At 41.9% G+C, this 12193-nt stretch carries 13 protein-coding genes; 4 read left to right on the top strand and 9 right to left on the bottom strand.

The genetic code is table 11. The annotated features are described in order from the left end of the window. Positions 1-6 precede the first annotated feature (6 nt). From HWE15_RS09620 to HWE15_RS09580, 8 genes are all read right to left on the bottom strand, one after another. Positions 7-423 carry a cytochrome c maturation protein CcmE gene (locus tag HWE15_RS09620; protein WP_290507310.1) on the bottom strand — a complete coding sequence of 139 codons (417 nt, stop codon included), beginning with the start codon at positions 421-423 and terminating at the stop codon, positions 7-9. Position 424: 1 nt separating this feature from the next. Then, positions 425-673 carry a CcmD family protein gene (locus HWE15_RS09615; protein WP_290507309.1) on the bottom strand — a complete coding sequence of 83 codons (249 nt, stop codon included), beginning with the start codon at positions 671-673 and terminating at the stop codon, positions 425-427. Between the two features lie 2 nt (positions 674-675). Beyond that, the gene (ccsA, locus tag HWE15_RS09610; protein ID WP_290507308.1) at positions 676-1350 is read right to left on the bottom strand and encodes a cytochrome c biogenesis protein CcsA; all 675 of its coding nucleotides are present in this window, start codon (positions 1348-1350) and stop codon (positions 676-678) included. 122 nt (positions 1351-1472) lie between these two features. After that, entirely contained in the window at positions 1473-2801 is a 1329-nt protein-coding gene (locus HWE15_RS09605; RefSeq protein ID WP_290507307.1) for a dicarboxylate/amino acid:cation symporter, read from the bottom strand. A gap of 11 nt (positions 2802-2812) precedes the next feature. Continuing rightward, on the bottom strand, positions 2813-3898 hold the full coding sequence (gene aroC / locus HWE15_RS09600) for a chorismate synthase (protein ID WP_290507306.1): 1086 nt from the start codon (positions 3896-3898) through the stop codon (positions 2813-2815). After that, complete coding sequence (locus tag HWE15_RS09595; RefSeq protein ID WP_290507305.1) at positions 3898-5346, bottom strand: BatD family protein; 1449 nt, start codon at positions 5344-5346, stop codon at positions 3898-3900. The genes aroC and HWE15_RS09595 overlap by 1 nt, the downstream gene beginning before the upstream one ends. 403 nt (positions 5347-5749) lie before the next feature. Next, complete coding sequence (locus HWE15_RS09585) at positions 5750-6979, bottom strand: ammonium transporter (protein ID WP_290507303.1); 1230 nt, start codon at positions 6977-6979, stop codon at positions 5750-5752. Between the two features lie 31 nt (positions 6980-7010). Beyond that, positions 7011-7349: a P-II family nitrogen regulator gene (locus HWE15_RS09580; RefSeq protein WP_259414507.1), complete on the bottom strand. Its 339-nt coding sequence runs from the start codon at positions 7347-7349 to the stop codon at positions 7011-7013. A 283-nt stretch (positions 7350-7632) separates the two neighbouring features. Between HWE15_RS09580 and HWE15_RS09575 the strand changes: the two genes are divergently transcribed. Continuing rightward, positions 7633-8535 (top strand): sugar phosphate nucleotidyltransferase, encoded by a 903-nt coding sequence (locus tag HWE15_RS09575; RefSeq protein WP_290507302.1) that lies wholly within the window; start codon positions 7633-7635, stop codon positions 8533-8535. A 28-nt stretch (positions 8536-8563) separates the two neighbouring features. Here HWE15_RS09575 and HWE15_RS09570 read toward each other — a convergent pair whose 3' ends face one another. Beyond that, the gene (locus HWE15_RS09570) at positions 8564-9670 is read right to left on the bottom strand and encodes a DNA replication/repair protein RecF (protein WP_290507301.1); all 1107 of its coding nucleotides are present in this window, start codon (positions 9668-9670) and stop codon (positions 8564-8566) included. A 91-nt stretch (positions 9671-9761) separates the two neighbouring features. On the opposite strand from HWE15_RS09570, the gene pdhA reads away from it, so the two are divergent. From pdhA to ribH, 3 genes are all read left to right on the top strand, one after another. Beyond that, positions 9762-10781, top strand: a complete 1020-nt coding sequence (gene pdhA, locus HWE15_RS09565) for a pyruvate dehydrogenase (acetyl-transferring) E1 component subunit alpha (protein ID WP_290507300.1) — start codon at positions 9762-9764, stop codon at positions 10779-10781. A 110-nt stretch (positions 10782-10891) separates the two neighbouring features. Next, the gene (locus tag HWE15_RS09560; protein ID WP_290507299.1) at positions 10892-11605 is read left to right on the top strand and encodes a tetratricopeptide repeat protein; all 714 of its coding nucleotides are present in this window, start codon (positions 10892-10894) and stop codon (positions 11603-11605) included. An 85-nt stretch (positions 11606-11690) separates the two neighbouring features. After that, positions 11691-12167, top strand: a complete 477-nt coding sequence (gene ribH / locus HWE15_RS09555; RefSeq protein ID WP_290507298.1) for a 6,7-dimethyl-8-ribityllumazine synthase — start codon at positions 11691-11693, stop codon at positions 12165-12167. Positions 12168-12193 lie beyond the last annotated feature (26 nt).

The following is a 12193-nucleotide window of genomic DNA, read 5'->3' as shown; positions in this document are numbered from 1 at the left end:
TCAGCCTCACATGCCCGCCGCCTGCACTTCTGTTTCCTGATATTTGGAAGGACACTTCATTAGGATTTTATCAGCGATGAATATATCCTCGTTCTTGTAAGAACCTATGACTACTACAGATTCTGAACGGATAAAGTCTGCAGGTACCGGTTCATTATAAAATACTTCCTGCTCGGTTCCTTCATTATCGACTAAAAGAAAGGTAAATGAGGTTTTGTCCTCTCGAACATTCAACCCTATCACTTCTCCGGATTCATTTTTCTTCAATTGACCCACTACATGAATGGCCTTATCATTTCCAGACTGCTTCATTACCAAGGCTGTCTCGAATGTTTCATAGCTTGAGGCATCGCCGATAGAGGTCATGATGATAATGATGGCAATGGCGATTATTCCGATTCCGACTAGATGTCCTTTTTTCATGTTATTTCTGAGTAGAAATTGTTTTTTCGATTTTCGCGATTTTTCGCTCGGTACTCACGAGATAAACGGTAATTCCGGTAAAGATGATTCCAATAATCCCCACCAACACATAAATTTTACCATCTGCACGCATTCTGTCAGCCATCTCTATGGAATTATTCCCATAATCTGCTTCAGTAACAGGGATTTTTTCCTGAGCTACTACATGCAAGCTGACTAGCAGCAAAATAAGTGTGATAAATTTTTTCATGGTTAGGAATTGATCAGTTGATCTTCGAGTACCCGTTGAACCCTACGCATTCTAACTCGAACAGTTGCTATCCAAGCCCCAAAAAGTGTCCATCCGATGATAGCCGGATAAAACACCATGCGAAGTTTCGAGTCCAAATCATAAGCATTAAAACCTGGATTCCCCCCATTCCCTGGATGCAAGCTGTCGGTCAATCTCGGTAAAACGAAGATCAAGGGAATAAAGGCAGCAAAGGCAAATATGTTATAAATAGCTCCGATGCGGGCTCGTTGCTGCACATCGGTCAAGGAATTTCTTAAAATCAAATAGGCAAAATACATGAGCAAACCAATCGCGGAGGCATTTTGCTTGGGATCCCCGCTCCAATAATCCCCCCAGGTGAATTTTGCCCACAGCATCCCTGTTGTAATTCCCAATACCCCAAAAAGAATGGCAGCATTGGTAAACTCAATGGCCATATCATCATGCTGAAGATTATTACTTCTAAGGTACCGGAAGCTGTAATAAACTGAAACCATTAACATGAGAATCATCCCAAACCACATGGTCACATGGAAATGCAATGCTCGAATGGTCTCATTGAGAATTGGAAGTCGGGGGACATCCATCAGTAGCCCTGCGACGATTGTGTAGAGCAAAAGGACTACAGCCAGTATTTTCCACCAGGATTGGCGCATAGAATTATTTGGCTTTTGAACCGCAAAAATAAGTCATAAGTTTCTGAAAACTCCGGTTTTTATCAGAAAAGACAAAAGGCCAGACTGGAATAAGACTGGCCTTTGCTTGTCAATTGCAATTTTTATAGATCCGGAGTCAATGGATTATTTTTTCGAATCAAACCCTCTGGCAATTCTCCTTCAGTGCTTGCCACAATAGTACAGACTGTTGCATCTCCCGTCACATTAACTACCGTTCTAAACATATCCAATATTCGATCAGGAGCAATGATCAAGGCGATACCTGCTGCAGGAACCCCGATGGACTCCAAAACGATAATCAGCATAATTAATCCAGCACCCGGTACTCCTGCCGAACCAATCGAAGCCAGAGTGGCCGTCAATACAATCATCAATTGTTGCGTAAGCGATAAATCCATCCCTAAAGCTTGGGCAATAAAAACTGCCGCCACACCCTGATAAAGGCTAGTGCCATCCATATTCACTGTGGCCCCCAGAGGTAATACAAAACTGGATACTTCTTCCGAAACTCCGATTTCCTCCTCCACTTGCTTCATCGTTACAGGTAACGTAGCTGAACTGGAGCTTGTAGAAAATGCCAGCAACTGAGCAGGTCGAATTGCTTTGAAAAAATCTAAATACTTGACTTTGGTAAAAGAAACCAAGATCATTGGGTAAACAAATATCACCATCAGTAGTAAACCACCTGTTACTACTAAACTATACTTCAATAATGCCAAAAGTAATTCAACTGCCGAATCAGGATTTTCTCCTGCTATTTCAACAATCAGTGATGCCATCAAAGCAAACACTCCATAAGGGGCAATCATCATTATGTAATTGACGATCTGAATGATCACATCATTAAATCCATCGAAGAAGGCAATAACTGGATTTCCTTTCTCCTTTGGAATCTGAAGAAGAGCGATTCCTACAATAATAGCAAAGAAAACTACCTGAAGCATAGCTCCATTATCCGTTGTCGCAAGAAAGAAGTTTTGAGGCACGATATCTACCAAAGGCTGTAAAGGACTTTGCTCCTGCAATTGTGCAGCTTGCCCTACCCGTGCCCCTGCATCCCCTTCATACATCTGCATCAAGCTTTCTCTAGTCTCGAGCGGCAAACTCTTGCCAGGTTTGAAGACATTGACCAAGATCAATCCAGTTGAAATAGCCACAACCGTGGTAATCAAGTAAGTCGCAATTGTTTTTCCCCCAATTCGACTCAGCTTAGAAATATCTCCCAAATTGGAAACTCCTACAATCAAAGATGCCAATACCAACGGTACAGCAATCATTTTTAGTGCATTGATGAAGATGGTCCCGATCGGCTTGATATAATCGAGAGTAAATGAATTGGGAATAGAGGTTTTTATTACTGCTAATCCAAAAACCAGTCCTAAGACCAGTCCAATTATGATCTTGGTATGCAAGGGTATTTTCTTCTTCATCCTGCTTGGATTTATATATCTTGAATTTTATCGCTTTTTGACAATAATAAGTAATCGGCAATGACCAAAGCTGCCATCGCTTCCACAATCGGTACAGCTCGAGGAACAACGCAGGGGTCATGTCGACCTTTCCCAGAAACTGTCACAGCTTCGCCAGCTTCATTGACCGAATCCTGATCCTGCATGATCGTGGCTACGGGTTTAAATGCTACCCGGAAATAAATGTCTTCTCCATTGGAAATTCCGCCTTGAATTCCCCCAGAATGATTAGTTGTCGTTCTGATTTGATTCCCCTCTTTTACAAAAGAATCATTATGCTGGCTCCCATGCATGGTGACTCCATCGAAGCCAGATCCATATTCAAAACCTTTAACCGCATTAATACTAAGCATGGCCTTCCCTAATTCGGCATGCAAACGATCAAAAACAGGTTCTCCTAATCCCGGAGGAGTATTTTTGATAACGCAAGTGATGACGCCTCCAATGGTATCCCTATCCTTCCGAACTGAGTCGATTAGTTCAATCATCTGCTCTGCGGTCTCTGGATCGGGACATCGGACAATATTGTCTTCCGTTTTAGTTAAATCCAATTCCTGATAGGGCTTTTCCAGCTTCAAGCTACCAACTTGTGAAACAAAAGCCTGAACCGTAATTCCTTTTTCCTGAAGTAAAAGTTTGGCAATGGCACCCGCCGCTACCCGTGCAGCAGTTTCCCTCGCTGAACTCCTTCCGCCTCCACGGTAATCGCGTATTCCATATTTTTCGAAATAGGTAAAATCTGCATGGGAAGGGCGAAACTTATCTGCTATGTGGGAATAATCCTTACTCTTTTGATCGGCATTTCGAATGACAATGCCAATAGGGGTACCGGTACTTTTCCCCTCAAAAACCCCGGAAAGAATTTCTACTTCATCCTCTTCCTTTCGCTGCGTAGTAATTTTGGATTGGCCCGGTTTACGACGCTGCATCTCAGACTGAATGAAGGATGGATCAATAGAAAGACCAGCAGGACAACCTTCAAGAATGACGCCTAAAGCCAATCCATGTGATTCCCCAAATGTGGTGATTTTAAAAAGTTTACCGAATGAATTTCCCATTATTTGTTACGGATGATAAGCACTGCCAAAAGGATTACGGTCAGTAGCAAAAGGATATTAATAGCCGTGCCAAAATAGTATTTATATCGCTCGTTTGAAAACTTATTGTCTTCCGCGCTGATTCGATCATAAATCCCTCCTAAGCGCTGATTGGAAATTGCTTGGTTGGTTTTACTTTCTCCCACCACTTGAATTTTGGCCGCGGGACGCAAAGTATCATATACTGCTCTGTCTGGATCAAAATAAATCCACTCAAAATGATCCCCTAAATCCACTTCCCCAGGTTCGTTTAAGGTGATGTAGTAAGAATATTCCTTTATCCCCGATACACGTCCATAGCCTCGGTTAATTTGTTGACGAACATTAGGATCATAGGTATTCAAGCTTCCACCTGAGATGAGCTTTGGTTGGGAAATAGAATTGATATTCCCTACTCCACTGATACCGAAATTATAATTGAAGCCTTGTCCTGTTTCAACTTCGAGATTGGTGATATTCTCCCGTAGTTGGAATTGCCCGACAGCTACTTCATTTCGTAATGGGTGTGGAGGCAGGGGTTTTACATTAATAGCCTTGGGAGAAGAATAAAAGGTCTTGAAATCTTCTTGGCGATTGGAGCCAAAGAAACTTGGATTGCGGGCTACCCTATACTTGATCATTTCCCAAGGAATGCTTGGTATTTCAATCGTACCTTCAGAAAAAGGGAAAAACGTTGCTTCATAAACCTTGTAGCGAACCCAGCGCTTTCCATTGATGGTGACTTGTTCAGGCTCGATATTGGTAATATTGTAATTTTCTTCCCAAGCTTGGGTAGGCTTGATTTTTTTCAATACATCATCCAGCTGCTCTCCGGGTTTGTAAAAATTAAACGGAGCCTGATTATTCTCTGACATATAAAAAGCTAATGCAACAGTAAAGCCTTCTCGGGCATAGATTTCTTCCTTATCAACAGTTACGGAGAAAAAGGCTTCATCATCTAATTCGATGTATTCAGGCTCCTCTTGTGTTCTTCCGAAAAAATCAGAAAACGGATCAAAAAACCCTCCTCCCGAATTCTGCTGGCTACTTACTGCATCCCCAACGGTTATTTCTTTTCCTTGAAAATTAAACTGATTCCCATTGATCGTAATAGAAAAAGAAGGAAGAGTAAAAGTCCCTTTACGGGTAGGTTTGTAGTATTGGATGATACTATTTGAGCTGGTAACCTGCCCATTGATCACGTTCATGGAAGAAGACTGAGAAATCCCTTGCTTTTGAAAACTTGGGATATCCGGGAACTGATCGTAGGACTTGATTTTTTCATTAGCCACACTTATTTTAATCGTGAAAGTTTCGTTGAGCCCGATTTGGTCAGGTCCCAGTTCCACCTCCACTTGCTGGGCCAACGCAATCCCTGTAAAAAGGGAAATCAAGCATACCAAAATAGAAGTGATCAGCGTTTTAGACATGGTTGCGAAATTAAGGATATTTCAATTTCTCGAACGTCAATTTTACGTAACTATAGGGATATTGTCTCCGTATGGTTACTTAAAATCAGTTAAAATAAACCCTAAACTCTAGATCTTATGATAGAATACGTGAAGACCATTTTGCAAAAGGTGAGCTTCTCGAAGTATCTCTTTGAGAAGGAGCTGCGAAAGGGCCTGAGACTTATTTTACCGAATGAGTTGAAGGAATTTAGAGACTGGTGTTACAAAATGTTCCGAAAGGTCCATTTGGCCATATTAAACCGGTACTTCCAACCGGCCCTATAGAGTTTAAACCCTGCTTATCAGCAGGGTTTTTTTATGCTAAAAAAAAACGGAGGACTTTCGCCCTCCGCTGCTAGTTGATTGATTGGTGGTTTTATTTTTAATCTTTACTTGCAAAATCTGGATAAGCTCTCATGCCATGCTCGTTGATATCGAGCCCTTCCACTTCTTCTCGTTCATCCACTCGAATACCGACTGTTCGCTTCATGGTGTAGAAAATCAATCCTGAAAACAAAACACAGAAAAACCCTACAGCTCCAACACCGATTAATTGGGAAACAAACTGACCCCAGCCGGCTAATTCTCCGAAAATCCCAACAGCTAAAGTTCCCCAGATACCTCCAACCAAGTGCACTGAAATCGCACCAACTGGATCATCAATTTTGACCTTATCGAAGAAAACAACGGCAAAAACGATCAATCCCCCTGCGATAAATCCTATGATTGCCGACTCTCCTACTCCCATCTGATCAGCTCCTGCTGTAATTCCCACCAGACCTGCTAAAATCCCATTCAGCACCATGGTGATATCGTATGACTTGAATTTCAAATAGGAAATAAACAAAGCACCAAAAGCACCAGCAGAAGCAGCAATAGAAGTGGTAACAAATACTTTGGAAACGGCGCCGGGGCTGGCACTTAATACTGAACCTCCATTGAACCCGAACCAGCCAAACCAAAGTAGAAATACCCCGAAAGTGGCCAATGGAAGATTGTGGCCTGGAATGGCACTCATACCGCGTTCGGTATATTTCCCAATACGAGGTCCGAGCAAAAATGCTCCCACTAAAGCGCCCCATCCTCCTACGGAATGGACAATAGTAGAACCTGCAAAATCATAAAAAGGCGTATCTAAAGTATTCAAAAATCCTCCACCCCATTTCCACATACCGACAATGGGATAACAGATTGCTACATATAGGATTGAAAAGAAAATGAAGGGGCCCAATTTGATTCGCTCAGCTACCGCACCAGATACGATCGTAGCCGCTGTTGCTGCAAACATGGCTTGGAAAATGAATTCCGTAAAATAGGTATAGCCTTCATTATAATTTGAGGTATCCCAGCCCTCTGGCAAACTCAATCCAAATCCGGCAAATCCGAAGACAGAGCCTTCAAATCCTGCTCCCGGATACATTAAGTTAAAACCAACCAAGGCATAGGTTAAAAGACCAATGGCAGGAATTATGGTGTTTTTAAAGAGAATGTTGACAGTATTTTTGGCTCGTGTGAGTCCGGCTTCGAGACTGGCAAAGCCCAAGTGCATGATGAAGACCAAAATGGTCGCCATCATCATCCACAAATTATTAATGGTAAATAAGTCTTGCATAGGTTTGAGTGATTCTTTTTAAATGATAAAATCAAAGCGCGCTTTCTCCCGTATCATTGTTTCGAATTCGATAGGCTTCCAAGACATCAAAGACAAAGATTTTCCCGTCTCCGATTTCCCCAGTTTTCCCTTCGGAAAGGATGCACTGTATCACGGAATCTTTCAACTCATCGGGTACCACGATTTCTAATTTTGTCCTTGGAATGTAAGCAGGCTCATAGGCTACCCCTCGATACATTTCTTGGCGTGCATGCTCAAAACCCATCCCTTTGATCTCGTAAAAAGAGAGGAATTTTACTCCCAAGCCTGAGAGGCAAGTATGGATTTGCTCGAAGCGGGAGGTTCGAATAATCGCTTCAATTTTTTTCATTTTCACAATAGGTTTAAGGCTTTGTTGAGAATTTGGCATGAAAGTAATTCAAAAATTAAACAAAAATGAAAAGGAGGGTAAAAAAAATATATCAATTCAATATTTTTTTGTCTAAAAAAGGATTCTAGGTTCAAATTGAAGCTACTTTTTAAAAAATAAACCCTCCATTTTTAAAATTCAGGATAAAAAATAAACTGAAGCAATCGAATTTGTTTCCGGTTTGACCTTGTGACCGCCGGCAATTCGATTAATTTTGCAGCGTTTTTATATGGAATACAGAAACATGACTCAAAAACCAACTTTATTAGTTTTAGCTGCCGGAATGGGAAGCCGCTATGGCGGAAATAAGCAAATTGATGGCTTTGGCCCCAACGGCGAAACCATCCTAGAATACTCGATTTTTGATGCGATACGAGCTGGATTCGGGAAAGTCGTATTCATCGTTCGTGAGGAAATATTGGAAGTAGCCAAAGAAAAATTCCTGCCTAAGTTAGACGGAAAAATCGAAGTGGACTGGGTGATTCAATCCTTAGACAGCTTCGTCCCTGAAGCATTTAAGCAGGCTGATCGTAAAAAGCCATTTGGGACCGCCCATGCAGTTCTTTGCGCCAAGGATGCCATTCAAGAACCTTTTGCCGTGATCAATGCGGATGATTTTTATGGAAAAGAGGCTTTTGAGGTATTAGGGAAATTCCTTTCGGCAGAAGTTAAGCCAGGCCTTCATGCCATGGTAGGGTATGCCATCCAAAACGTGCTTTCTGAAAACGGGACCGTAAGCCGTGGAGTTTGCCAAACCAATGAAAAAGGGCAGCTCATCGGCATGACAGAACGAACTTCTATTGCTCGCGAAGGAGACAAAATTGTGAGCAGAGGAGAAGGTGAAATCATTGAAATTCCGGAAAATACTCCTGTTTCTATGAATTTTTGGGGCTTCCACCCAGCCGTATTTGTAGATATTGAGCAAATGTGGATGGATTTTCTTCCTGCCAACCTAGAAAATCTCAAATCGGAATTTTACATCCCAACTGTCGCGAATAATTTGATTCAATCCGGAAAAGCTGCCTTCGAAATTCTTCCAGGTGGCAAAACTTGGTTTGGCGTGACCTACACGGAAGATAAACCGGTAGTGATTGAGGCGCTGAAAAAATTACATGAAAGCGGAGAATATCCTGAAAAATTGTGGTAATCATTTAAAGAGGCTTCGGCCTCTTTTTTTATTGCTTCGGATTTACTTTTCCTTTTTCCACTCCAAAGAAAAAGACTTCCGAATCCAATTGGGTCAAAATCGCATGAGATCGTTCAGGGCGTGCATCAGTCAAAAAGATCTGTCCAAAAGTATGCTTGGAAATCAATTGCATCATCTGAGCGATCCGGATATCATCCAACTTGTCAAAAATATCATCCAGTAATAAAAGTGGTTTCTCCCCTTTTGCTTGCTCAAAAATCTGAAATTGCGCCAACTTCAAAGCAATGATAAACGACTTCTGTTGGCCCTGGCTTCCGATTTTTCGGATTGGATGTTCACCAATCAAGAAACTATAATCATCCTTATGGATTCCTGCATTGGAATTTTTGGTGATGAAGTCTTTTTTCCGAAGCTCTTGAAAATAATCAGGGAAATCAGCTCGCATAGCCTCTGTTTCATACTGCACACTCACCTTTTCCTGGCCCTGGGAAATTTCGGCATAATGCTGTTGAAGCAAAGGCGCTAATTCCGACATCAGTTCATTTCTTCTTTTCGCCAACGTTTGGCTTAGCCGGACCATTTCCGCATCATAACTTCCCAAAAGTGTCAAGTCTCTTCTCCCTATCTCAGCGAATTGCTTCAAGAGTGCATTTCGTTGCTTCAAAAAATGATGATATCGGATTAATTCAGCTAGGTAATTTCGATCCAATTGCGACAATAACCCATCGAAGAATTTGCGGCGACCTTCACTGCCTCCTTTGATCAGTTCGGTATCATCCGGTGCGATCAGTACCAAGGGAATTAAGCCTACATGCTCGGAAGTTTTGTCCAGCACTTTCCCATTTTGCCAGATCTGCTTCTTTTTTCCCAACTCGAAAGTACATCTCACTTCCAGAGGTTTTTCATTAATTTCAAATTGACCCTTAATTGCGAATAAATCGCGCTCATGCTGCACATTGAGGGAGTCGCTGGACTGGACCGCACTTTTGGTTAAAGACAGGTAGTGAATCCCGTCCAAAATATTGGTTTTGCCACTCCCGTTTAAGCCAGTGAAACAATTGATCTGAGTGGAAAAGTCCAACCGGGTTTTCTCATGATTTTTGAATTGTAAGAGTTCCAGGGACTTTAGATACATGAGCTACAGGAATAATTTTAATGGCAGCCTGATTTTTAGGAGAGGTTGGTTATATTTGGGGCCTAAATTAGCATATTTTGATTAGTACGATATGGCAAAGAGAAGCGCAGCGAGTAAGTCCAAAGTAAAATATTCCAAGGAAACCTATGCCTTCTGGTATGAAAGCATGCTTTTGATGAGAAGGTTTGAGGAAAAGGCAGGCCAACTTTATGGTCAACAAAAAATCCGAGGATTCTGTCACCTCTACATCGGACAAGAGGCCTGTGCCTCAGGAGCAATTACTGCTCTGGAAAAAGATGATAAGTGGATTACCGCCTACAGAGATCATGCGCATCCACTGGGCTTGGGAACAGACCCTGGAGCAGTCATGGCCGAGCTTTATGGAAAAGCTACTGGAACCACCAAAGGCAAAGGTGGATCCATGCACATTTTTGACAAAGAGCGAAATTTCATGGGAGGCCATGGAATCGTAGGTGCTCAAGTACCTATGGGTTTGGGAATTGGCTTTGCTGAAAAATACAAAGGCACGAAGAATCTTTGCATCTGTCACATGGGTGATGGAGCTGTAAGACAAGGTGCGGTCCATGAGGCTTTCAACCTAGCCATGTTATACAAAACGCCTGTTATTTTCGTCATCGAAAACAATGGCTATGCAATGGGTACTTCCGTTGCGCGTACTTCTAACGTAACTGAGCTTTATAAAATTGGTGACGGATATGACATGCCTTCTTTCCCTGTTGACGGAATGAACGTAGAGGCAGTGCATGAGGCAGTAGCCGAAGCTGCAGAAAGAGCTCGAAGAGGAGATGGACCTACACTTTTGGAATTCAGAACCTACCGATACAAAGGACATTCCATGTCTGATCCTCAAAAGTACCGAACCAAAGAGGAGGTAGAGGAATACAAGAAAAAAGATCCTGTCGAACAGGTTTTGAAGACCATTCAGGATAACAATATTTTGACCGAGGAGGAGATTTCTGCAATCAATGCAAAAGTGAAGCAGCAAGTAGCTGACGCAGTCAAATTTGCTGAAGAATCTCCTTGGCCTGATGGACAGGATGCCTTCAAAGATGTCTACGTTCAGGAGGACTATCCTTTCGTCATGGAATAAGAATCAAAACCACAGACCTAAAGCCATGATTCAATTGAATTCATGGCTTTTTTCTTTGACTTTGTGTAAATCATAAAAACTGTATATTTGCGACTCGAAAATTGAGTAACATGGCAACGAAACATTCCAAAAAGGCAGCACACGATCCAGCAAATGATTTGCTTGAGAACCCTGAAGTTCTTGCAGAGCGTCTCAGCAGAGGTGAGGCTTTTTTGAAGAAAAATAGTAAAGTATTGGCTGGTGTCTTGATCGCAGCGATCGTGTTGATCGGAGGAATTCTTTTCTTCCAAATCAACAATCAAAACCAAAATGACAAGGCCCAATCCGAAATGTTCCAAGCGGTATATTTCTACGAGCAGGACAGTATCGATTTTGCTTTGAATGGAGACGGGATCAACCCTGGCTTTTTGCAAATCGTGGAAGATTATCCAAATACCGACGCAGCGAACCTAGCGAACTTCTACTTGGGATCCATCTATCTTTCCGAGCAAAATTTTGCTGAGGCCATCAACTACTTGGAGAAGTTTTCTTCTGATGATTACTTGGTACAAGGAAAAGCATATTCTTTGCTAGGTGATGCTTACTTGGAAAGTGGCGACTTGGATAAGGCTATTTCTAACTATGAAAAAGCTGCGAATTACAACGAAAACAAGTATTTCACCCCTAAGTATTTATACAAATTAGCCATCGCTTTTGAAGAAGCTGGCCGAATTGAAGATGCTATTGAGGCATATGGTGAAATCGAGGACAAGTACTATGAGTCCTATGAGTATTCTTTCGCCCGAAAACATAAAGCTCGCTTAGAAGGCCTTGCCGCTAAGTAATGCTTAACTATAAGCTATTATTAGAAGAGTAAGGCCCACCCGGTCTTACTCTTTTTTGTTTTAACCCAAATGAAATTTCAATCTTATGGCTACTTCCAACAAAAGCCTGAGCGAATACAGCTCTAAAAATATTTCCGATATCAGTTCTAAAAAATTCGCCATCGTTGTTTCTGAATGGAATGAAGATGTGACAGAAGCTTTATACTCTGGTGCCTATCAGACCTTGCTTCAACATGGTGCAAAAAAGGAAAATATTATCCGGAAAAATGTACCGGGTTCTTTTGAACTTTCTTTGGGTGCTCAGTGGTGCGCCCAAGATGAAAATATCGATGCCGTTATTTGTTTGGGTTGTGTGATTCAGGGAGAAACCCGCCATTTTGATTTTATATGTGACGCTGTCGCAAATGGCATCACTAATGTCGGTTTGAAGTATAACAAACCGGTCATTTTTGGAGTTTTGACACCTAATAATCAACAACAAGCCATGGATCGAGCAGGCGGAAAACACGGAAACAAAGGTGACGAAGCAGCCATTACAGCTGTGAAAATGCTCGGATTTTAAGCACTCAAACGAAAACCTATAGATCA

The organism is Algoriphagus sp. (assembly GCF_013373065.1).
GTDB lineage: Bacteria > Bacteroidota > Bacteroidia > Cytophagales > Cyclobacteriaceae > Algoriphagus.
The sequence above is the reverse complement of the archived record's forward strand: the minus strand, read 5'-3'. Positions and strand labels throughout refer to the sequence as shown.

Excerpts from the sequence above, each read along its gene's own strand:
- HWE15_RS09620 (WP_290507310.1), bottom strand. The coding sequence starts at position 423 with ATGAAAAAAGGACATCTAGTCGGAATCGGAATAATCGCCATTGCCATC.
- HWE15_RS09615 (WP_290507309.1), bottom strand. The coding sequence starts at position 673 with ATGAAAAAATTTATCACACTTATTTTGCTGCTAGTCAGCTTGCATGTA.
- ccsA (WP_290507308.1), bottom strand. The coding sequence starts at position 1,350 with ATGCGCCAATCCTGGTGGAAAATACTGGCTGTAGTCCTTTTGCTCTAC.
- HWE15_RS09605 (WP_290507307.1), bottom strand. The coding sequence starts at position 2,801 with ATGAAGAAGAAAATACCCTTGCATACCAAGATCATAATTGGACTGGTC.
- aroC (WP_290507306.1), bottom strand. The coding sequence starts at position 3,898 with ATGGGAAATTCATTCGGTAAACTTTTTAAAATCACCACATTTGGGGAA.
- HWE15_RS09595 (WP_290507305.1), bottom strand. The coding sequence starts at position 5,346 with ATGTCTAAAACGCTGATCACTTCTATTTTGGTATGCTTGATTTCCCTT.
- HWE15_RS09585 (WP_290507303.1), bottom strand. The coding sequence starts at position 6,979 with ATGCAAGACTTATTTACCATTAATAATTTGTGGATGATGATGGCGACC.
- HWE15_RS09580 (WP_259414507.1), bottom strand. The coding sequence starts at position 7,349 with ATGAAAAAAATTGAAGCGATTATTCGAACCTCCCGCTTCGAGCAAATC.
- HWE15_RS09575 (WP_290507302.1), top strand. The coding sequence starts at position 7,633 with ATGACTCAAAAACCAACTTTATTAGTTTTAGCTGCCGGAATGGGAAGC.
- HWE15_RS09570 (WP_290507301.1), bottom strand. The coding sequence starts at position 9,670 with ATGTATCTAAAGTCCCTGGAACTCTTACAATTCAAAAATCATGAGAAA.
- pdhA (WP_290507300.1), top strand. The coding sequence starts at position 9,762 with ATGGCAAAGAGAAGCGCAGCGAGTAAGTCCAAAGTAAAATATTCCAAG.
- HWE15_RS09560 (WP_290507299.1), top strand. The coding sequence starts at position 10,892 with ATGGCAACGAAACATTCCAAAAAGGCAGCACACGATCCAGCAAATGAT.
- ribH (WP_290507298.1), top strand. The coding sequence starts at position 11,691 with ATGGCTACTTCCAACAAAAGCCTGAGCGAATACAGCTCTAAAAATATT.